24 protein-coding genes, 1 pseudogene and 1 riboswitch are annotated in these 21,338 nt (G+C 42.6%); of the genes and pseudogenes, 8 read left to right on the top strand and 17 right to left on the bottom strand.

Annotated features, from left to right (window positions below):
- Nucleotides 1-20 precede the first annotated feature (20 nt).
- The 3 genes from purB to purE are packed head-to-tail and all read right to left on the bottom strand — an operon-like array spanning nucleotide 21 to nucleotide 2,957.
- The gene (purB, locus tag V5G21_RS14670) at nucleotides 21-1,319 is read right to left on the bottom strand and encodes an adenylosuccinate lyase (RefSeq protein ID WP_035204813.1); all 1,299 of its coding nucleotides are present in this window, start codon (nucleotides 1,317-1,319) and stop codon (nucleotides 21-23) included.
- Between the two features lie 19 nt (nucleotides 1,320-1,338).
- Nucleotides 1,339-2,469, bottom strand: a complete 1,131-nt coding sequence (gene purK / locus V5G21_RS14665) for a 5-(carboxyamino)imidazole ribonucleotide synthase (protein WP_011245880.1) — start codon at nucleotides 2,467-2,469, stop codon at nucleotides 1,339-1,341.
- Nucleotides 2,466-2,957, bottom strand: a complete 492-nt coding sequence (gene purE / locus V5G21_RS14660; protein ID WP_011245879.1) for a 5-(carboxyamino)imidazole ribonucleotide mutase — start codon at nucleotides 2,955-2,957, stop codon at nucleotides 2,466-2,468. The genes purK and purE overlap by 4 nt, the downstream gene beginning before the upstream one ends.
- A 113-nt stretch (nucleotides 2,958-3,070) precedes the next feature.
- Nucleotides 3,071-3,172, bottom strand: a riboswitch (purine riboswitch).
- Nucleotides 3,173-3,370: 198 nt separating this feature from the next.
- Here purE and V5G21_RS14655 point away from each other — a divergent pair.
- Entirely contained in the window at nucleotides 3,371-4,108 is a 738-nt protein-coding gene (locus tag V5G21_RS14655; protein WP_338464872.1) for a type II CAAX prenyl endopeptidase Rce1 family protein, read from the top strand.
- Between the two features lie 59 nt (nucleotides 4,109-4,167).
- A complete protein-coding gene (locus V5G21_RS14650) occupies nucleotides 4,168-4,719 on the top strand; it encodes a GNAT family N-acetyltransferase (protein WP_011245877.1) in 552 nt (183 codons plus the stop codon).
- A gap of 122 nt (nucleotides 4,720-4,841) precedes the next feature.
- On the opposite strand, the gene V5G21_RS14645 is transcribed toward V5G21_RS14650, so the two are convergent.
- The 11 genes from V5G21_RS14645 to V5G21_RS14595 all read right to left on the bottom strand — a co-directional run bounded on the left by V5G21_RS14645 (nucleotide 4,842) and on the right by V5G21_RS14595 (nucleotide 13,683).
- Nucleotides 4,842-5,474 (bottom strand): hypothetical protein, encoded by a 633-nt coding sequence (locus V5G21_RS14645; RefSeq protein WP_011245876.1) that lies wholly within the window; start codon nucleotides 5,472-5,474, stop codon nucleotides 4,842-4,844.
- 79 nt (nucleotides 5,475-5,553) lie between these two features.
- On the bottom strand, nucleotides 5,554-6,162 hold the full coding sequence (locus V5G21_RS14640; RefSeq protein WP_338464871.1) for a zinc dependent phospholipase C family protein: 609 nt from the start codon (nucleotides 6,160-6,162) through the stop codon (nucleotides 5,554-5,556).
- A gap of 157 nt (nucleotides 6,163-6,319) precedes the next feature.
- Nucleotides 6,320-6,685: a YybH family protein gene (locus V5G21_RS14635; protein WP_011245874.1), complete on the bottom strand. Its 366-nt coding sequence runs from the start codon at nucleotides 6,683-6,685 to the stop codon at nucleotides 6,320-6,322.
- Between the two features lie 126 nt (nucleotides 6,686-6,811).
- Entirely contained in the window at nucleotides 6,812-7,018 is a 207-nt protein-coding gene (locus V5G21_RS14630) for an NETI motif-containing protein (RefSeq protein WP_073304978.1), read from the bottom strand.
- Nucleotides 7,019-7,368: 350 nt separating this feature from the next.
- Nucleotides 7,369-7,719 carry a type II toxin-antitoxin system death-on-curing family toxin gene (locus tag V5G21_RS14625; protein WP_422397437.1) on the bottom strand — a complete coding sequence of 117 codons (351 nt, stop codon included), beginning with the start codon at nucleotides 7,717-7,719 and terminating at the stop codon, nucleotides 7,369-7,371.
- Between the two features lie 53 nt (nucleotides 7,720-7,772).
- Complete coding sequence (locus V5G21_RS14620; protein WP_338464869.1) at nucleotides 7,773-8,006, bottom strand: AbrB/MazE/SpoVT family DNA-binding domain-containing protein; 234 nt, start codon at nucleotides 8,004-8,006, stop codon at nucleotides 7,773-7,775.
- A 263-nt stretch (nucleotides 8,007-8,269) separates the two neighbouring features.
- Nucleotides 8,270-9,781 carry a tripartite tricarboxylate transporter permease gene (locus tag V5G21_RS14615; protein ID WP_011245870.1) on the bottom strand — a complete coding sequence of 504 codons (1,512 nt, stop codon included), beginning with the start codon at nucleotides 9,779-9,781 and terminating at the stop codon, nucleotides 8,270-8,272.
- Nucleotides 9,782-9,792: 11 nt separating this feature from the next.
- On the bottom strand, nucleotides 9,793-10,251 hold the full coding sequence (locus V5G21_RS14610) for a tripartite tricarboxylate transporter TctB family protein (RefSeq protein ID WP_095237337.1): 459 nt from the start codon (nucleotides 10,249-10,251) through the stop codon (nucleotides 9,793-9,795).
- A 12-nt stretch (nucleotides 10,252-10,263) separates the two neighbouring features.
- Nucleotides 10,264-11,247, bottom strand: a complete 984-nt coding sequence (locus tag V5G21_RS14605) for a tripartite tricarboxylate transporter substrate binding protein (protein ID WP_422397436.1) — start codon at nucleotides 11,245-11,247, stop codon at nucleotides 10,264-10,266.
- Nucleotides 11,248-11,422: 175 nt separating this feature from the next.
- The gene (locus tag V5G21_RS14600) at nucleotides 11,423-12,094 is read right to left on the bottom strand and encodes a response regulator (protein WP_011245867.1); all 672 of its coding nucleotides are present in this window, start codon (nucleotides 12,092-12,094) and stop codon (nucleotides 11,423-11,425) included.
- Complete coding sequence (locus V5G21_RS14595; protein ID WP_179289828.1) at nucleotides 12,091-13,683, bottom strand: ATP-binding protein; 1,593 nt, start codon at nucleotides 13,681-13,683, stop codon at nucleotides 12,091-12,093. The genes V5G21_RS14600 and V5G21_RS14595 overlap by 4 nt, the downstream gene beginning before the upstream one ends.
- 324 nt (nucleotides 13,684-14,007) lie before the next feature.
- Between V5G21_RS14595 and V5G21_RS14590 the strand changes: the two genes are divergently transcribed.
- Nucleotides 14,008-15,963, top strand: a complete 1,956-nt coding sequence (locus tag V5G21_RS14590) for a Na+/H+ antiporter (protein ID WP_422397340.1) — start codon at nucleotides 14,008-14,010, stop codon at nucleotides 15,961-15,963.
- A gap of 446 nt (nucleotides 15,964-16,409) precedes the next feature.
- Here the strand turns inward: V5G21_RS14590 and V5G21_RS14585 are convergent, their stop codons facing one another.
- On the bottom strand, nucleotides 16,410-16,640 hold the full coding sequence (locus V5G21_RS14585) for a hypothetical protein (protein ID WP_041823665.1): 231 nt from the start codon (nucleotides 16,638-16,640) through the stop codon (nucleotides 16,410-16,412).
- A complete protein-coding gene (locus V5G21_RS14580; protein WP_212930235.1) occupies nucleotides 16,633-17,238 on the bottom strand; it encodes a sigma-70 family RNA polymerase sigma factor in 606 nt (201 codons plus the stop codon). The genes V5G21_RS14585 and V5G21_RS14580 overlap by 8 nt, the downstream gene beginning before the upstream one ends.
- A gap of 161 nt (nucleotides 17,239-17,399) precedes the next feature.
- On the opposite strand from V5G21_RS14580, the gene V5G21_RS21470 reads away from it, so the two are divergent.
- From V5G21_RS21470 to V5G21_RS21465, 5 genes are all read left to right on the top strand, one after another.
- Nucleotides 17,400-17,555: a YvrJ family protein gene (locus V5G21_RS21470; protein WP_422397339.1), complete on the top strand. Its 156-nt coding sequence runs from the start codon at nucleotides 17,400-17,402 to the stop codon at nucleotides 17,553-17,555.
- Nucleotides 17,556-18,231: 676 nt separating this feature from the next.
- The gene (locus V5G21_RS14575) at nucleotides 18,232-18,951 is read left to right on the top strand and encodes a hypothetical protein (RefSeq protein WP_095237333.1); all 720 of its coding nucleotides are present in this window, start codon (nucleotides 18,232-18,234) and stop codon (nucleotides 18,949-18,951) included.
- A gap of 240 nt (nucleotides 18,952-19,191) precedes the next feature.
- Nucleotides 19,192-19,515: a PadR family transcriptional regulator gene (locus V5G21_RS14570; RefSeq protein WP_011245861.1), complete on the top strand. Its 324-nt coding sequence runs from the start codon at nucleotides 19,192-19,194 to the stop codon at nucleotides 19,513-19,515.
- A gap of 2 nt (nucleotides 19,516-19,517) precedes the next feature.
- Nucleotides 19,518-20,408, top strand: coding sequence for a hypothetical protein (locus tag V5G21_RS14565; RefSeq protein ID WP_011245860.1), 891 nt, complete (start codon nucleotides 19,518-19,520; stop codon nucleotides 20,406-20,408).
- A gap of 175 nt (nucleotides 20,409-20,583) precedes the next feature.
- Entirely contained in the window at nucleotides 20,584-20,787 is a 204-nt protein-coding gene (locus tag V5G21_RS21465) for a halocin C8-like domain-containing protein (RefSeq protein ID WP_422397338.1), read from the top strand.
- 315 nt (nucleotides 20,788-21,102) lie between these two features.
- Here the strand turns inward: V5G21_RS21465 and V5G21_RS21460 are convergent.
- Nucleotides 21,103-21,227 (bottom strand): annotated as a pseudogene (locus tag V5G21_RS21460) (transposase); the annotation flags it as partial.
- Nucleotides 21,228-21,338: the final 111 nt, after the last annotated feature.

Raw genomic sequence — 21,338 nt, 5'->3', positions numbered from 1 at the left:
TGCTCAGCCCCTTATGGATATTAGTCGTTTAAACCAAGACGTGTAAAAATTGTATCGACATGCTTCATATGGTGTTCATAGTTAAAGCACTCATTTAATTCCTCTGGCGACAGCACATTCGTAATGCGTGGCTCTCCTTCCACCAGTTCACGGAATTGAACGCCTTCCTCCCACGCTTGTGTCGCTTTCGGCTGGACAAGGTCATAGGCTTCTTCACGGACCATGCCTTTGTCGATTAAGCTAAGGAGCACACGCTGTGAATAAATGAGCCCGTAAGTGCGTGTCATATTACGCTTCATGTTTTCAGGGAAAACCGTTAAATGTTTAACAATGTTGCCGAACCGATTCAGCATGTAATTGAGCACAATTGTTGCATCTGGCAAAATGACACGCTCGGCCGATGAATGGGAAATATCGCGTTCATGCCACAAGACAACATTGTCATAAGCCGTGTTCATGTACCCACGCATCAACCGGGCAAGGCCTGTCATGTTTTCAGAGCCAATTGGGTTGCGTTTATGTGGCATTGCCGAGGAGCCCTTTTGCCCTTTTGCGAAATATTCCTCGACTTCGCGCAGCTCGCTTTTTTGCAGGCCGCGAATTTCGACGGCAAATTTCTCAATCGATGTCGCGATTAACGCCAAGCTTGCCATGTATTCGGCGTGGCGGTCACGTTGGAGCGTTTGCGTGGAAATCGGCGCTGGGTTTAAGCCAAGCTTTTCGCACACAATTTGCTCGACGCGTGGGTCAATATTGGCATATGTGCCAACTGCCCCTGAAAGCTTGCCAAAGCGGACGCCTTCAGCCGCATGGTGGAAGCGTTCAATGTTTCGTTTCATTTCTTCGTACCAAAGGGCGAGCTTTAAGCCAAATGTCGTTGGTTCTGCGTGGACGCCGTGTGTGCGCCCCATCATGATCGTATATTTATGTTCTTGCGCTTTTGTTTTTATAATGTCTAAAAAGCGGTTTAAGTCTTCTGCCAGAATCGCGTTTGCTTGTTTTAGCAAATACGACAGCGCTGTATCAACGACGTCTGTTGACGTTAAGCCGTAATGAACCCATTTCCGCTCTTCGCCAAGCGTTTCTGATACAGCCCGCGTGAAGGCGACCACGTCATGGCGCGTTTCTTCTTCAATTTCCAAAATACGCTCTACACGAAAGCTTGCGTTCTCGCGAATTTTCGCCACGTCTTCTTTCGGAATTTCGCCTAGCTCCGCCCAAGCCTCACAAGCGACAATTTCTACTTCAAGCCATGCATTATAGCGGTTTTCATCTGTCCAAATAGCACCCATTTCTGGGCGTGTGTACCGTTCAATCATTCGTTGTTTCCTCCAACAATTAATGTAAAGTCGTTTGTAGCCACAATTCATCCAGTAAGCGTAGGCAGTGATCGGCATCGTTTCCAAGCGCCGTTACGTGCCCCATTTTCCGCTTTGGTTTAGCATCTTTCTTTCCATACAGGTGCAACGAAACGGAGCCGAGACGGTCAAGGCGGCCAAGCAATGGGGCAACATCGTCTCCAAGGATGTTTTCCATTGCCGCGGCAGCCAACAATTCAGTCGATCCGAGTGGCAGTCCGCACACAGCGCGGATATGTTGCTCAAACTGGGAAGTGCGGCACGCTTCTATTGTATAATGCCCTGAATTATGGGGTCTAGGGGCGAGTTCGTTTACAAGCAACGACCCATCTTTGTTGACAAACATTTCTACCGCTAACAGCCCGACTGCCTGCAAACCATTCACTATTTTGACAGCCAACTCAAGCGCTTGTTCTTCTGTTTCGCTTTGAATGCGGGCCGGAACGATCGTACGATGGAGAATGTTGTCTTTATGTTCATTTTCCGCTACAGGAAATGTCTTCACTTCGCCATTGCGCGATTTAGCGACAATAACCGAGATTTCCCGTTCGAAAGGAATCATTGCTTCGAGCACAAGCTCCCCTGAGGCAAGAAGCGTTTTTACGGCTGCTTCTAATTCCGTTTTTGTGTGTACAACCGCTTGGCCTTTGCCATCGTAGCCGCCGCGGCAAGTTTTCAAAACTGCTGGCAAGCCTACTTCCTTGAGTGCTTCTTCGATATCGGCTTCCTCATAAATCGGGGAAAATGGGGCGACGGGCACCCCTAAAGCAGAGATCGCTTGCTTTTCCTTAAGACGATGCTGTGTTGTCCCAAGCACTTTAAACCCTTGGGGGAAGTCGCTTAACTCTGTGATTTTTTTAGCTGCTTTTTCATCTATGTTTTCAAACTCATATGTGATGACATCACTTACATTGGCAAGGTGTTTGCACGCTTCTACATCATCATAGGCGGCCGTAAACACATGGTCCGCGATTTGGGCACACGGAGCGTCAGGAGTCGGGTCAAGCACGGCAATCCGGTAACCCATTTGCCTAGCCGACAACGCCATCATCCGGCCCAGTTGGCCGCCGCCAATAATGCCGATCGTGCTCCCTGGCTTCACTTCGTTCATACGAGTTCACCACTGCTTTCTAGAACGGTCTTTTTAATGCGTTCACGGCGCGTTGCCAATCGTTGTTGCAAGACCTTGTCCGTTGTTGCAATCATTTGCGCAGCCAAAAGCGCTGCATTGGTTGCACCTGCTTTGCCAATTGCCACAGTAGCCACAGGTACTCCTCCTGGCATTTGCACAATCGACAACAAGGAGTCCAACCCTTTTAAGGCACGTGATTCAACAGGAACGCCAATGACTGGAAGAAGCGTCTTTGCCGCGACCATTCCTGGCAAATGGGCCGCTCCCCCTGCCCCTGCAATAATGACACGAAGCCCCCGCTCTTCCGCTTGTTCCGCGTATTCAAACATATAATCAGGAGTACGGTGGGCGGACACGACTTTTTTTTCATAAGGAACGCCAAGTTCGTCTAAAATCTCACTGGCATGGCGCATCGTTTCCCAATCAGAAGTACTGCCCATAATGATGCCGACAATCGGCTGTTTCATGTCACATCCCCCACTCTTGTCTTTTTTGCAAACAGAAAAAGCATAGAACCGCTTTCTTTCCTGACACTCCATGAGAGAAAGTTCGCAAATTCTATGCCGAAAAGGCTAATATGCGCGTAATGACTTCCCCTCATAGTCCGGCAATTTACGGTTGCCGGGTAGAAACGTTCGAGCCATATTCCCGAGTATATATGAGGTGTTTTCGTTTTTAACTTGCTTTTTCCCTTTTAGTTTACGCATCCTCCTCGTAAGTGTCAACAAATAGTCGAACATTTTATCGAAAGTATTTTACATTGTTCGTTTTTATCTTTTTTAGGCACTGCTGAAACAAATGCCCAATTGCTGCATAGCATAATGTACATTGATTGAATGATATAACTTCATGATTGTGATTGTGATGAGGAGGACAGACAATGAGCGCTTTTGAACAACGAACCAAACGCCTCTTTCTGTTTATTGTTTTCGGCATTGCCTGGGGATGCGCCGCACTCGCGCTTGCTGTCCCGCAAACACCGGTTTTATACCTTGCTATTTTTGCCGCAGCGAGCCCGCTATTTGCTGCTTATACGTTGCATTTATCAAACTATACCGACTCATTCTTTACCCATGTATTTCTATCTGGGAAACCAAACGTCTGGTGGATTGTTGCCGTTTTCGTCCCGCTGTTCTTTTGTTTTGTCCTATTGTCTTCTTTTATGCTTATCGCTCCTGCGCTGATGACGAATCCGTTTATTTGGCTGCTCGTTTTTTTAGCTGCCCTATTGCAAGAGATCGGTTGGCGTGGTTTTTTTCAAAAAGAGTTTACTAGATTGCCTTTTTGGCAATCATCGCTCATTGTCGGCGCCATTATCGCCTGTTGGCATATCCCCGTTATTCTTGTATTTTTCCAAGGCAACGATTGGCATGTTTTGCTTTTGGCTGCATACTTTTTGCTAGCAAGCGCGCCCCTTTCTTTTTTGACAGCGACAAGCAAATCGTCAATAGCAGCTGCGCTTATGCAAACTGGGTTATTTATGGTGTTTTGGCTTAGTGTTCCTTACCTGCAAGCCGTGATTGTCGTTTTTGCTTTGCTTCTCATGCTTAATGGCCTTGTGATGCTCGCCAATGCCGTCTATCCATCGTTATACCGCAATGCGTTTGTCGTTAAGTAACATTGGCTTTTCTCACCCCCCTTGCTATACTAGATGAATCTTAAAAGGGGGGAAGAGACGTGTTTACGTTTGAAATCGACGATCATGTTTACTTAAAAGTACTTGACCTTCAAGATGCGCCGGCGATTTTTGCACTAATTCAAAACTCAAAAGCACACTTGCGTCCATGGATGCCGTGGGCCGAGTCAACGAACAAACTAGAAGACACGGAAGCGTTCATCCGCTCTAGTATGCAGGACTTTGGCGCTAACAGCGGCTTGCACGCTGGCATATGGCATAGAGGCCAAGCAGCAGGCGTCATCGGTTTTCACCAGTTTGACTGGAAAAATAAATCGGCAACGATCGGCTATTGGCTCGGTGAGGCGTTTTGTGGCAAGGGACTCATGACAAAAGCTGCCCACGCTCTATTAAAACTAGCCTTTGACTACTATCATTTAGAACGAGTGGAGCTTCGGGCGGCGACAGAAAACAAAGCGAGCCAAGCCGTCGCCGAACGCCTTGGTTTTACAAAAGAAGGGGTTATCCGCCATGCTGAAATCGTTGGAGATTCGCACCACGACCATGTCGTTTATGGCTTGTTAAAAAAGGAATGGCAAGCAAATGCGGAGTAATCGGACAACGAAACCATCGCCAGGGATTCCATACTAGCTAGATTCCTACATTATACACGCGGATGCGCATCCCTAAAAACCACGTTGTATCCTTTATTCGTGGTTTTTAGGGAAGATGAACCTTATGTCATACTGTTTACAAGATTCCATAGTTCCTCTTCTGTTATGTTTCCAGCTACTCCTGGCTTATCGCGCAAATACGTGACGATCTCCCTTTGCGGCAATCCTACATAGACATACAGCCCTTTCACGATCATCCTTAAGTATTCAAAGGACGGGGCATGGAACGGTACTTCTTTTTTCCACTTTGCCGTAAAAGTGAAAATAGGGAACCCTTCCTCTTCCCCTGCATAAAGCACTGTGCCATACCAAGAAGGAAGTACGGCTTTCCTCCCTCTTTGCTTCAAATCGTCGATGTCAATTGAAAAAGCGAGCCCGTTATTTTCCTGTTTAACGACATCTTCAAATTGCTCCTTCGTTATTAAATATTTCCGGCTGTACGTATAAGCCCCCGCTAAAGGAGTCAAGCCAATAAAAGCAACGCCCTTCTTTTGCCAACGGGTTGAGTTTTGAGCAAAATAAAGCGGGAAAGGCAATCGATGCGCCGTTTCCTTTATTGGGTGGGCAGGATCTGAACAACCAACTTCTTCGATCTCCGCCCCCTCTGGCTGGCCGCCTCTTATATAACAAAGAAACCGCTCCCTGTTCATATTCGATCCGTAGCTGGCATACCAGACATACGTAGCGTTATCCATTCGATTCTCCCCTCCTATTTTTAACCTTAACCTCTCCTTTCATTGTTATAAAATCAGCCTTATTCTATTCCAACTCTCTCTATCGCTTGACGGCCTTCAGCCGTACTAATCCTTTATCAACCGATGTTTCGATATAACCAATGATCTGATCAAACGTAAATACATTTAGTGTCTCGTTTATGACGTCTTCCTCGTACTCCATATCATTGATTACATCAGGAAGAAATGATTCCACATCATGCGATTTTACTTCTTGAAACTCACAAATGGTCGGTAGGGACCGAAGCATGGGGTTCAATTCATTTGCACAGCCATAGTGTTTTAATAACTTTGCGTTCAATAAGCGAAAATCATGATAATACAAGTTAGACAGTTCGTTATCGGCCTCCAACCGGTTTTTCAACCATGGCAAATAAAAACCTTTTAACCATAAATCATCAGCGATCAAATGGACGAAATAGCCTAATATATAGTCACTTTCTGTTTGCGACCGATATTTGTCTAGAAATCCGTTATAGTCAATCCTCCTTGAATAGTCTTGCAACTCCCCTTTAAAGAAATGGGACAACTCTTTCGGCGACACAGCATCCGGAGCAATGCCGCCAAGCAAAAACGCCTGCTTATCTTCAACAGGGAAATACTCCGCTATTCGATTAGCGATCATTAGGTGCATGATTCGTGAACCCAAATTCCTCATCCTCCCATCATTATTCCAGAACTCTCTCCCATCCTAACCATCTTATTAAATGCAACAGCCAACCATACGATAAAGGCACCTCGGTTCTGTTGTCTACACCGAGACACAATACTGGTCATGCATAAAAAGAGTGGTGCAAAACCACTCTTTATATACTCCCGCTTAAATGTTCATGTATTAATTTCCATTCGCCATCATAGACGGTGAAAACATTCGTTGCCCTGCCACTGCCTGAAACAAACTTGCCATTATGGTATCCTTCATACCGGTACGTGTAAATGCATGTTGCGACCTTCTCATCAGCAGCTAACCAGTGAACATTTGTCGCAGAGTAAACTTCCTCTTTAATGATTTGCCACGCGTGTTGGAAGTAGTTTCCGATGTCCTCCAGAGACGTACATGTTTTATCTGTAAACCAGTACACCGCCTCAGGATGCAGAATTTTTTTTACTTCATTAAAATCATGGGTATTCGTTGCGTTAATGTATGCCTCTAATGCTTTTTGATATGTCATGGTGTCCTCCTAAATGATCATGCTTTTCCACCCTTAAAGCTATATGGACGTCTTAGCCTTTGCCGGGTAACGAATTAAAAGGGAAAAGCTAGATGTCGGCTATTTCCCAACTAAACGAAAGAACCGTTACGCAAAATCATTGCCATCTGTTTGAATGCCTTCAAAAACAATGCGCTGCCGCACATACTCAGGCTCTGCTTTGCTGTTTTTCTGGGCAAAAACGGGCTTCTCGATCCGCCTTACTGGCCGGTAGCCTTCACGCTCCATCCGCGCCAAGCAATCGCTAATCGTTTCATTGGCCCCAACTTCAAAAGTTTGTTTTTTCGGTTTCACTTTTTCCTCCTGACATGAAAGCTAGTTTACCTACAGCGATTTTACCACAAGCCACCCTTTTCGCCTCATCTATATGAGTTAAAAAACATTGAACGGCCCATTCCCGATTCGTACCGAGAAAAGGCCGTAACAACCGTAAAATAAGATTTTTTTATAACCAAGTCTATTTTCGCTATTAGAGATTCGTTTTTTAGAATGGAGGCATATTAGCGTATTTTTTAAAAGGCCTGCCAGCCATACAGGAGACCACCTTACATCCGGTTTCAAAACTGCTTGTCAGATAAAAAAAGCCGACATTTTCAGCTCAATAAGCTAAAAAAAGGCTTCTATACTTAATAAAATGGTACGGTTTATCCTTTATGCTCTTGAAGAGAACTGTGCTTGCGAAGCCATTTGCTAATATCGGCCACCTTTAAATGATCCGTCGCAATTGCTACTGTAAATCGTTCAAGCTCAACTTGATCATTTGTCAATTCATAGCCGTTCATAACAAGGAAATATTCAACCGACCATAAGGCCGTTCGTTTATTAGCATTATAAAAACAATGGTTCTGCATTAATGATTGAAACAAAGCTGCGGCTTTCTCATAGATAGTAGAATATGCATCTTTTCCAAGCACTGATTGTTTTGGACGATGTAGAGCCGATTCCAGTAAGTTCATTTCCTTTACGCCAATTTGTTCATCAGGTGAGTATTTCATGATCACATAATGATTAATCCTAATGACTTCTTGCACACTTGGATATTTCATTTTTACCGGTCAACCAAGTTTCGTGTCACTGTCTCAAATTTCTTATCCGTTTTTTTTAAGAAATCGATAAACCCTTGGTCAACTCCTTCGTCTTTTTTCACTGGCTTTACAATCATTGCCCCATCTTTGACCTCAATTTCCACCTCAGAACCGTTTTCAATTCCTAATACTTTACGTACATGGGATGGGACCGGTACAGCACTGCTATTTCCCCAGGGATGGACTTTGAAGGACATATTCTTACCTCCTCTTTGTTCTTTCATTATACTGCCGCTCCTTCTTTGATGTATATACATTAGTATATATTAGTTTATGTCATTATTCCCTAAATGCAACCGGTTTAAAACGACAGGCCTAATTAGCATGCCTTTGTTTGGTATTTACCAGCTTCTAACTAGCTTGTATTGGGCATACTATAATACCATCCAACTCCAAACTTACTGTCCGGAAATGATGTCTTAAGCCACATGAAAGAAACCGCCCATTTCGGGCGGCTTGCCTACATACCGATTGTACGATTGGTGTCCTGTTTTCGGTTTGCTCTTCTTTTCCGCCATTCTGGGAAAATTAACGCAATAAGCGTTAAGGCAAATAGCGATACCGCGAGTGGGCTTTGCAGGAAAATCATGAACGATCCATCTGAAATCGTTAATGATTGGCGCAGCATCTGTTCCATCATCCCTCCAAGAATAAAAGCAAGGATGAAAGGAGCTGCCGGGAAAGCAAAGATCCTCATTAAATAGCCGAGTATTCCAAATAAAACGAGTAAATAAAGGTCAAATGTGCTGAAGCTGACCGCGTATACGCCGACCATACTAAATACGATAACAAGTGAAATAAGCAAAGGCCGTGGGACCGCTAATATTTTTACAAAGTAAGGAATAAGAGGCAAGTTTAAAATTAATAAGAACACATTGCCGATATACATACTGGCGATAACGCCCCAAAACACAGTTGGGTTTTCAGTCATTAACAATGGGCCAGGTTGGACGCCTAGTACGAGAAACGCTCCAAGCATGACAGCTGTTGTGCCTGAACCAGGTATGCCGAGGCTGAGCAACGGCACAAATGCGCCGCTTGTTGCCGCATTGTTTGCTGTTTCAGGAGCAGCAAGTCCTTTAATCGAGCCTTTGCCGAATTCTTCTGGTTTTTTAGCAAGTCTTTTTTCAGAAATGTAGGCGATAAACGATGAAATCGTTGCGCCTGCCCCTGGCAAAATACCAAGAAGAAAGCCAAGGAGAGACTGCCTTGTCATCGGCCCTTTCATTTCTTTAAAATCGGATTTGCTTAATTTTAAGCTGCCGATGTTTTTAAACCCACTCATCGATTCTTTCCGGTTTAAAATAAGAAAGCACACTTCAGCTATGGCGAAGACACCTAGCGCAATAATGAGAAAATCGATGCCATCAAGCAAATTGACGCTCCCAAACGTAAAACGGGTTGTCCCTGTCTGTGAATCAATTCCGATTGTCACTACTATAAACCCAAGCACTGCTGATGTTAGCGCTTTCAATGTTGACCCGTCGCTTAAACTTGCGATAGCAGTCAAACCGAGAAGCATAAGTGCAAAATATTCTGGCGGGCCAAAGTAAATCGCAACGCTTGCCAACATTGGCGCAAACAGCATCAACAACACAACGCTGACTGTACCGCCAACAAACGAACAAATCGCCGATATCGCAAGGGCTTTCCCCGCCTTCCCCTGCTTTGCCATCGGGTAACCGTCAAACGCAGCGGCAACGGTTCCGGCGACACCTGGAGCATTCAACAAAATCGACGACGTTGAGCCACCATACATCGACCCATAATAGACGCCGGCCATCATCACAAGTGCAATCGTCGGATTCATGCCGTACGTAATCGGTATCATAATCGCAATTGCGCTAATTGGCCCGAGTCCGGGGATCATCCCAATGATCGTGCCAAGAAGCACGCCAATAAAAACAAAAAGAATTCCTTCCCAGCTGAATGCAACTTGAAAGCCTTGCAACAGCCCTTCAAATGAGCCCATATTCTCCCTCCTTAAAACGGCAAAATGCCAGCTGGCAGCCTAATCGCTAACCCGTAATTAAACAACCAATAAACGCCGATCGAAAAGACAATCGATGTAATCGCATTAACAAGCCACTTTTGATACCCTAAAAGTCGTGAACATACAAAAATGAATAACGTGGTCATGATGACAAAACCGATTACTTCTAAAAACGTAATAAAGACTAAAATAAGCCCCATGACCGCAAGTAGCATCCACAGTTCTGTTTTAGGAATCGTCCGCTTTTGCTTTTGCTCTTCTGTGTCAGTGTCTTTTGCAAAGAAAAAGCAAACTCCTAGAATGAGCAAACTTGCTCCGAGCAATTTCGGCACTAAGTCTGAATCTACAGGAACAAACGCATATTCTGGCAATTGGAACGCCATCACTAAATAAACAACTGCAATACCAATCAACACAATCGAAATCCCTCGATTGACTGTGAGTCTCATGTTATCCCTCCTTTAGTCGCGGCGAAAGCCTAGTTCATCTAAAACCGCTTCCAAATCTTCTGCTTGTTCTTCCAAAAATGCAGCGAACGACTCGGAATCCATGTACATTTCATCCCATCCATACGCCTCGCGCACTTCTGCAAATGATTCCGACTCAGAAGCTTGTTTAAAGATCGACTCATAATAAGCTAGCTGTTCATTGGTCATATCTGGCGGCCCAAAAATGCCGCGCCATACGACAAATTCTGCATCTATGCCCTGTTCTTTTCCCGTTGGCAATGTTGACAAAAACTCGCCTTCCAACCGTTCAGGGGCTGTGATGCCAAGAATTTTCATTTTGCCGGCACGAGCCTGTTCAGCAGCTTCTGACACACCTGTTGACACAACATCAACGCTGCCATTTAAAACAGAAGTCATTGCCCCGCCTTCCTGATCAGACACGTAACGAATTTTTGTAATATCTACACCAGCTGCATCGGCAAATAAGACAAACTGCATATGGTCCATACTTCCTGGAGATGACACGCCAATCGTCGTTACTTGGCTCGGATCTTCGCGCATATCGGCAAACAATTCTTCCAGTGTATCCCACTTTGCATCAGCTCTGACAGCGAAGGCCCCGTAATCGGCAATTAAGTTGGCAATCGGCGTAAAGTCTTCGTAGCCGTATGGAGACTGCCCGGCCAAGGCGACAAAATGCAACGGTGGCGAGGCGATAAAGATATTATGGGGGTCATTTCGCTTATGGATGTATGCCCAAGCAACCGCCCCGCCGCCGCCAGGTTTGTTGACAACGCCAAAACTATGGTCAGCAATCTTTTCTTCATCGATTGCCTTGGCAAGCATTCTTGCGGTTGTGTCCCAGCCGCCCCCAGCTGCCGCCGGAGCAATAAACTCAATGGAACGGTCCGGCTCCCATTCCCCTTCTGCGTTAACGGATCCGCTTTGAACTGGCATCGAGCAGCCGCTAATTAGTAAAGCAACACCCATACTCATAGTCCATATGCTTTTTTTTATGAACACTCTCTACTTCTCTCCTTTCGTATTATTTTTCTTATCTTACTGAGTTTTCACGATAATGTAACCGTTTTCAAAATAACGTTCATTAAGTGCATATTATTTATTTTGTTCATAAAGTTCACGAAAAAAGCAAGAGATGCCTCTTGCCTTTCTACGTTGCCCAATACTTTCGCTCGGGTCTGCCAACAATGCCATATTCCAGCTCAGCTTTTGCCTCGTTAGTTGAAATTAAATACTCTAAATAGCGCCGTGACGTTGTCCGTGAAGCGCCAAATTTCCGCCCTAATGCTTCGGCCGTTACTCCTTCCGATTGTTGACGGAGCAATGTGCGCACTCTTTCAAGCGTCAACTGGTCGATTCCTTTTGGTAAGGCTTCTGGTGGCGCATGTTTGGTTTTGGCGCCTTGGAAAAATTGATCCGCCGCTTGCTGGTCAACCGGCTGTTTATCTTGGAGCCACTTACGCAAGCTTTTAGCTTTATCGACCGATTGTTGCAAACGCTCAAACGCAATTGGTTTTACTAAGTAATCGACAACGCCATTTTGCAATGCTTTATGGAAAATTGTTTTTTCAGTCGCCGCCGTAATCAAGACGATTTGCATGTCGGGGCATGCTTGGTGCAGCTCTGGCAAAACGTCTACGCCGAGGCGATCTGGTAAGTACACATCCAGCAACAGCACATCAGGCTGGTGCATGTTTGCAAGTGAAACAGCCTCTGTCGCATTTTGCGCTTTGGCGACAACGTCTACATTTTTCATTTTCTTTAAAAACTGTTCGTGAATTTCAGCCACTCGATAATCATCTTCGGCGATCATTATTTTCATGTTGTCAACCCCTCCTGTGCCTTTGGAATATACAAACTAATGATCGTCCCTGTCGGCTTATTCGCCTCGACTTCAAGAAAGCCACCTAGTTCTTTTAATGCCGCTTGTACGAGTGAGAGCCCGAAACCGCGATGTCCGCCTTCTTTTGTAGTAAACCCTTGCTCAAAAAGGCGTTCAGCAACATCGGGATCAATGCCAGTGCCATTGTCGGCAATTTCAATAACAAGCTCCGCCCCAATATCGGTCAAAAACACATCGACTTCTGGTGTTTTTGTTTCCATAACGGCATCAAATGCATTATCAATTACATTGCCAATAATGGTGACTAGCGAAGCCGTTGCTTGTGCTGGCCACATAAATGACACCGCGCTATCTGGGTTGATGGCTAGTGTAACTTTCTTTTCGGAAGCCTTTGAAAGCTTGCCAAGCAAGACCGCCTGAATCGTCGGATCGGCAATTTGCTCAAAAATGACTTTTTCATGACGCGTATTTACGCCTGTTTCTTCATGGATAAATTCAAGCGCCTTGTCGCTATAGCCAAGCTGGAGCCAGCCAGAAATTGCATAAAGCTTATTGGTAAACTCATGTGCTTGCGCCCTGAGATCCTGGGAATACTGCTGCATTTCCGACAAAGCATTAATCAGCTCGTAAAGTTCAGAACGGTCTTGGAAACTGGCAACTTTCCCGCCGTACTCCCCGTTCTCGTCAATCGTTTTATAATGGACAATTAGCCGTTTATCGCGAAAAATCGCTTCGTGTGGCCCTTTACGGTGCTGCTCTTTTAAAACTGCAGCCATTTCAGATTGTGTAAGCACTGCTTCAACGGGCTTCCCGACCGCATCATCTTCAATTTGCAACAAATCTTTCGCCGACTGATTGACAAGCGTGACGATCCCTTTTTGGTCGGTTGCGATCAATCCTTCTTTAATCGATTGGAACACCGCTTGGCGTTCTTTATAGAGTCTGGCAATTTGGTAAGGTTCAAGCCCAAACGTGTCGTTGCGGATGCTTCGAGCCAATGCTGTGCTTCCTGCAATTCCGACTAAAAAAATCAACAGCAGCCAAATTAAAAATACAACCACACCCTGTTTAAAAATCGATTCAATATAGTCGATCATAAACCCGACTGATACAACGCCAATGACGTCGCCTTCTTCATTAAAGACAGGCGTTTTGCCTCGCACTGCAGTGCCAAGGGAGCCATCTGCCAACGAAATATAGCTATTTCCATAAACAAGCGCCTGTTCGTTGTCTCCACCTACCATTGGCATGCCGATTTTTTCATGGTCTGGATGGGTTAAGCGGATGCCATTCTCATCACCAACCACAATATATTCTGCATCTGCCCGTTTTTGGATAGCAGCAATCAACTCCTGAAGCTCGTCTGTGCTCGCCCCCGTCTCTAACGCCTTTTTTACGTCAGGAATTTCTGCAACGGCTTGGGCAGTCGTCAACGCTTGTTCACCAATAAGCTGGCGCGCCTGGTCTCGTTCTAAATAGACATATACCGCTGTGACGAGCACCATAATCAATGTAATAAGCCCGCCTACGTATACGATAAACTTCTTTTCAAGCGACCGCTTTTTCACGTTACGCTTCCCCTCTCTTGTTGTCTAGTATAACGGTTTCAAAGAATCTGGAAAAGGGGGCGGTGGATGACGTTTTTTCTTTCATTATACTGGCTGACTTCCTCTGAGTTAACGACATGTCCAAAAAGTGAACAACACTTCTACCTGTGCTATAATTAATAGCTGAATGGGAAGGGCAGGTTTGGGCAACTTATTAACATACTTACTTCCAACGTTTTCATACGAAAGAAGGTTATACCAATTAGCACGATTTATCTTGTCTTACTTTTGTTTTTCATTATTGGTTTATCAAACATTATCCAACGCTTTCTGCCGTTTATCCCATTGCCATTAATCCAAATCGCACTAGGTATGTTGTGCTCCATTAGTCCAACTGCAGGCCTTCACATTCCATTAGAACCAGAGTTGTTTTTTGTCTTGTTTATTGCCCCATTGCTTTTTAATGATGGCAAAGTCACGCCTCGAGATGAATTATGGAAGCTGCGCCTTCCTATTTTGTTGCTGGCCCTCGGCCTCGTGTTTGCTACGGTTGTGGTGATTGGTCTATTCATCCATTGGCTGATTCCGTCCATACCACTGCCTGCTGCATTTGCACTTGCTGCCATTCTGTCACCGACAGACGTCGTGGCTGTCAGTTCGATTGCCAAACGAGTCCACATGCCAAAAGGGTTAATGCGCCTCCTTGAAGGCGAAGGCTTAATGAATGATGCTTCCGGCCTAGTCGCTTTTAAATTTGCTGTTGCAGCTACCGTTACAGGGGTATTTTCGATTAGCGAAGCATCCGTAAGCTTCTTGCTGATTGCACTCGGAGGGCTTGGATTAGGTGTGCTGTTCTCTTTTATGCTCATCGGCCTAAAAATGGCGTTGCGCCGCTTTGGCATGGAAGATATTACAACGCATATGATTATTCAAATTATCACGCCTTTTGTCATCTATATTGGCGCCGAGGAATTTGGCGTTTCGGGAATTCTTGCCGTTGTAGCAGCAGGCATTGTCCACGCGATTGAAAAAGAAAAAGTCGAGTCGCGCACGCTAGAGTTGCAACGTGTATCCGACACAACGTGGTCAGTCATTCTCTTCATTTTAAATGGCCTTGTCTTCGTGTTGCTTGGCCTGCAAATCCCAGATACAACGCGGCTCATCTTTGAGGATCCGCAAATTACAAATATGGAAGTGATCGGCTATATTCTCGCCATTACGGCTTCTTTGCTTTTGTTGCGCTACATTTGGCTTGCATTGTTTTGGAAAAAAATCAAACCACTGCTTTTCTTTCAAGCAGAGCCAGAAGAAAAGCATCGTGCCATTGCACTCCTAACGTTTTCTGGCGTACGTGGCGCCGTCACACTGGCAGGAGCATTTACCATTCCCTATATCGTCGCCGATGGTTCCCCGTTTCCAGAGCGTGATTTGCTACTGTTCCTTGCCGCCGGCACTATTCTTGTGACAGTATTGCTTGCCAGCATCTTGCTGCCGCTATTGGCCAAAAAACCAGAACTTCAAGAAGCCGACCAGCAGCTTAGCTTTACACGCGCGCTTGAGCAGTTGACCCAAGAGGCAAGGGTGATTTTGGCTGACAAATCCCATTCTCACAATAAACAAACACTGCGCCGTTTACAGCGCGAATATGACCGTATTGTCATCCCGCTGCTTCATGATGCCAATACCAATCACACCTTGATAGCGCCAAACCGCAAGAAAGAGCTTTTTCTGTTGTTCAAAGCGCTGCAACATGAGTATGATTTGCTTGAGGCAACACTTGAAGACCCCACGTTAACAGAAGCGATGGAAAAACGGCTACGTGCTAGAGCGCAAAACATTGGTCAAATCCTAAGTGTCCGCTCGCCACTTGCTTTCTTACGTTTCGGTTCAAAACATTTTATCGACAGAATGTTAAACAAAGCGAATAAAAATCGCCTATCCATTGAGGAAAAGAACCGTCTCTATTTGATTTACACGCGCCTCTTTGCTGACATTATCAAAAAACTCGACGAACAAATGACGGCAGAAAATGAGTCTGTTACCAAACGAGTCATCCATTTTTACAGAATTCAGCTTAACCGCCTTGATCATGTACACTTGAACTACGATGAAAAGCTCTATAAGGAAATGCTTGGATTGCATTACGAGATTATGGAAGAGATGCGCCGCTCTTTGCAAACCCTTTTCCAAAACAATGACCTTTCTCGTGAAACAACACAAAAGCTGCGCCGTTACTTAAACTATATCGAAGCCAATGTAACCGAAGCGCTGCAACTACCTGACGAGAAAAATGGCCATTGACCACGGCTGTGGCAAGGAATGAAAAAAGACGCGAACAGATAAGGGTTCGCGTCTTTTGGTGTTTAGTGGGGAAGTAATTGGGTATCAAACCTCTTGTATTTTGACCTCGTTGCCCGTGGATATGGTTTAAACGTATTATCGGTTAGGGCGAACCATGTTGAATAAGTTTATGGAACAAGAAATCTGGTAGTCGTCTAATGCAAAAAGGTTCCAATCACTTGACAATCGGAACCTTTTTAAACATGTAATTCCCTAAAAATAACTACTCATTTTCTTTTTTAAAAGCAAGGTTTACTTTTCGTAGCATCAAAGCTGCATCTTGAGACAATTCACTGTATATTTTCCTCTCTTCAGGAGTGCAACATTCTAAGCAATGCGAACAAATGGACAAAGTTCGATGTATTGCCGCTACACATTCCATTAATTCACTGGTAGTCCTCATTTTATTATTTTCTCCTTTTTTGATTGTTTTTAATAAATTCAAAGATAGTTGGAGTGTTCTCAAATTTAACTTTGTCAATCGACTGAAATAGTTTGATCCTCACTTCCTGTTCAACGTCATCGCGAAACCTATTCGGTATGGCTTTCATCTGTCTTCTAATTTGAGGTTCCACTTTTCTAAGAACATACTCACGCTTCTGTTTTATTTTTTTAGCTAGATCTAATTTATCATTCATCTTTATCAACCATCTTTTTGTATAACTTCTCTAGTGCACGATTATGGATTGTTGAAATATTTTGATTAGAGACGTTAAGATATTTGGCAGCACTTTGGTTATCCATATCGTAAATATAGAATAACTCTAATACTTGAAGTTGCCTTTTTGTTAAACTGTTAAGAGCATTTTTTAATTGCTTATTACCAACGCACTGACAAATTGATTCACATTTTTTATCAAACAATACTGCTGGATCGGTCGAAAAATCTACGGCAAAATAGCTTTGTAAAGTGTTAGTAACGTTATCAGCAGGAGCGTCTTTATCAAGAATATACACGTGCTTTTTGAAATGGTTCCTGTATCGCTTAATAACATCAATCGTATAATTTTTAATTAATGTTGAAACATACTTTAACAGACGTAACTCGTAAAAAAATAGACGAAATGCTAAGTCTAATTCACTAACATTTTCTTTATTTGGTTGATCTAACACCTTTTGATAAAGCAAATGGTGTTCTTTAATAGAAAGGAAGGATTTAAGTACAGGATGTTCACTTGGCTGTAGATCAGTTAATAAAGAAATACAGTGCTTGTCTATACGATCGACTAAATCCACAACAATTCCCCCTTTTTTAAATATATAGAGGAATAAGTACCGTTTTTATCAACCGTTTCTAGATTTTGTAATAAAAAACACCCTATTTTGTTGGAAATTTTTTTGGATGATGGATTTTATCAAAGTTATTTTCTCTTACCTAATACCTAGGGGGGATTAAAATGCACGATGTAAACAATTGGGTTTTGCTACTTGGTAATTTTGGTTTCCCTATTTTAATTGCTGTTTATCTACTGATTCGGTTTGAAAGAAAAATTGAAGCCCTAACATCTGTTATTAACGAATTAAAGAATAGTATTAAAAATAGGAGAAAGTAAAGTACTTACTACAATTTAGTGCTAATTTTTCGAATTAACAACATGACGCTAGAAAGCTTAAAAAATCGAAGAAAAGAACATCAAAAAAGGGGATCTTTGAACGAACTGATTTCTTACAAATAAAAGTTGGCTTTACACTGTCACCTATAAAAGACAGAAGTCACCGGCTTTATGAAATACAAAAGAGATTATTCTAAAAGCTCACTTAGCAGTATAGCCCAGAGGAAAAGCAAGGGTCTACAAAATTTTTATCTAGGTTCTAATCCGAGTGCTAACATATTAAATTGTACCACTGCCTTCTTTAAAAAGCAGCAAATCAGTATGAAAAAAGCAGAGACAACACACAGTTGTACCCCTGCTTTTTGTCTTTTTATGTTACAACAACCTTTGTTAAACTTTTTCATCATAGTTGATTATTATCCGCCAAGTTTCTCTATATGTTAACGAGTACAGAAACTTTCCTCTTTTGTACTCAATATATTAGGAAAGGAGGGATAGTATTGGACAAAAAAAATAATGAGGTGAAACCTCAATATATTACTGGTTGCGCAGGTGATAGCAGAGCTTGCTGTTACTACCATGAGAAATGTTTAAGAGAAGTAGGTGTTTTTCCGGATGGTACTCAATTTTACACGGGCAGATGTTGTGGACAATAAATTAACCTGGGGGTATTATAATGGGTCAAACAGTTGTTGACGGTTCATTTCTTGACAAATTCCATAAGCAAAAATTATTAAATCGAATCAAAGAACAAAAACCTTATAAATTAATTTTGGACAAATTGTCTGAGGCAGGATTAAAAAATAATTCTGCTGAATCCGTAGTTGCGTATAACGGCAAAGTCGTGAATAGCTTTGAAGGAAATGAGCATGTTTTTAAGCTGACATTTGCACACTTAAAACTTGAAAATGCATTGGTTTATTACCACCTTGTCGAAGCTGGCAAAGAAAAACTAGAAAGTTTCTCTGCGGACCTCCTTCATACTAATGGATCTTTAATTACAACTTTTGTAGTAGAGGATCAAGAAGTTAAAGAAGTTTTGACAACAGAATACGACGGTCAGTTAGATCAAATGATCGAAGAGGAGCTGCCCGATAATCCTAATTATGACCACGATGAAGAATTACTATCGATTCAAGCACCTTGGGATATCTGTATGCCAGGAGGATACAGACATTGTGGAAGTGATTGTGGTGATAAGGGCAGTAAAGGCGGAGGTACACCCATAAATCCAATTGACACTTGCTGTCGATCTCATGACCGTTGTTGGGAGCGGTATGGAAGATGGGATTGTCAGTGTGATCGTAATCTAATTAACTGTGCTCGACCACACAGGGGCAAATATCCTGCGGCTTATGCAACCATATGGGCAGTCTTTGCTTATAATGCATGCTAAAGAATGAAAACCACTTCTGAAGGTAGAATGTGGTAAAATATGGTGGCCTTTTGCGATAATAAGCGAGGAAAGGCCATCGTATTTTTTTCATTTTCATACTTGTTATTGACTCAGTAAAACATCCGTACGTTTTATCGTACCCTAGGAACGTGCCTTTTTTAGGGTTTAATTTGACGAGACATAGTACATCGTTATATATTAGTACATAACATAATAGGGATATTGAAAAGGAGGATAAAATTGGATAAAGAACAGCTTAAAGGGAACTTAGATTTAATTATACTTGCGCACGTTTCCAAAACAGATGACTATGGGGGTGCGATTGTAAAAAAAATATATGACGAAAGTAACCAACAATACAAAATGAGTGAAGGAACCTTATATTCACTTTTAAAAAGACTTGAAAAAAAGGGACTCCTTTCCTCTTATTGGGGAGACGAAACGAATGGCGGCAGGCGCAGGTATTATTCTATAACTGATGCTGGAAAAGTGACATTCAAAGAAAAATTGGAAAGTTGGAGATCAATCAACAAAATGATTGAAAATTCAATAAGGGGTGGATAAGTTTGGCTAACAAATTTGAAAATTATGTTGACAGTATCCTTAATGAAGTCGAGCTGAACAATCAAAATTATAACGATCTAAAAAGTGAAATTTTGACATATCTTAATGAGAAGAAAGAGTTTTACGAAGGCAAAGGCCTGGATTCAGATTCAGCAGCAGACGCTTCTATCGAAGACTTTGGAGAAAGCAAAGAAGTAGGAAAGGATTTACTTAAAACTTATCTTCCTTATCGAAAAATTGCTCTAATAAGTGTCATCATTTCCAGTTTTGTACTTAGCACTTCTGTTTTTTTATATTCTTCTTTTTTCGCAAACTCTGTTCCTTTAATTTGGCTTTTTTTAATGCTAAGCTCAGCTGGAGTAACTAGCTATTTTTACTTTAAACCCCTTAAAACGGCTAAATATCGAGCTTTCTTTATAGGGTTTATGGTTGTTTTTTCTTTTATAAGCTTGATAGGTCAATTTTATCTTGAAGCAATAAAACACGATATAATATACATGATGTTGTTCGTATTATTAATAATTACGTTTGTCGCAATATTGACCAACATAGTAATTGGGGCAATTCATCAGCCTATCAGCTCTCGATTTCAAATTCTAAACACTACTCAAAGAAGAATAAATGTCTTGTTTAATCTAGTTAGTGGCATTGTTGTATTAGGGTACACCTCTTTAATTTCGGTAGGCTTCTTCATTTTTGGCGTGCCACCTAGCCTTGCTCCAATCACTTTTGTTTTATTCATTTTAGGTATATGGGTGATTAGTCTTGTTTTTAGTCTTATTAAAGTAAATTTGTCGATGGTAGGTAGATTATTACAGGTTGGAGTAGTCGCATTAGTTGTGAGCACTTTTTTCTCTCAAAAAATTATTGACGTAATTAACAATCTGTTCTAAAAATATCCCGTTTATAGAACGAGTGTTCTCTTTAAACATTTAGAACCAAAACCTACCTATCTTCTTTCTCTTTGATCACAGGTTGGCTGGTTTTGGTTTTATTCCTGTCAAGGTAACACCAATAAATTACCCGTTTCTGCGTTGATTTTCCTAGGTCTTTGATGGTCACAGGCATATGAATTTTCCAGAATATGTCCCCGCTTCAGCGTGCGAAACCGCAATTAATGTCCTATGTGGAATTGGTGGCAGATCAGCGTGTAATGCCGCATGTCGTGCCATCCCAATTATAGGTCTCTTACTTGGTTTTACTATATATGGAAGTTTATGTGCTACAATTACTGCAGATGGGTGTAACGCAGCTAAAAGACGATTCTGCTAAATTTTACATGAAAGGATGTGAGAAAGATGAAGTTGATAGCAAGTAAAGATACATCTGATAAGTATTCAGAAGTTCATTTTTACTTTTATAAAGTGTTAAACGTCCTTTCTTTCAAAAAATCAAAGCACCTCCGGAAAAAAATTTTAGTAATTGATGAGCATTTGAAATCAAGAAAGAAAAATTATTAAAATGCAGCTGTTTCAGACCATAGACAAAACGCCTTTGAGGAATGAATCCCAAAGGCGTTTTGTTGATCAAAAAGATGTGGAATGACTTTGGAGTTGGAGGAGTGTTCCCCCTTTAAACTTCAGATGGCTAATTTTTAAAGTTCGTCGCAGCAAAAACAAGCATCGCCTGCATTGAACTTTTCCCAACCCTTTCAGGTTAATCCAACGCAGACCATGCTTTTGTTTCAGATCAGCAAAGACACGATCAATTGTTTTTTCGGATATAGCCTTTAGGGGGCATTGGGCGTTATACGGCATGACTGGATGAACGCCTTCTTCTAGAAGCTTTTTGGCAATGGTCGGCGTTTTAAAGCCCGCCCCGCC

This window comes from Shouchella rhizosphaerae (assembly GCF_036700015.1).
Lineage (GTDB): Bacteria > Bacillota > Bacilli > Bacillales > Bacillaceae_D > Shouchella > Shouchella rhizosphaerae.
The sequence above is the reverse complement of the archived record's forward strand: the minus strand, read 5'-3'. Positions and strand labels throughout refer to the sequence as shown.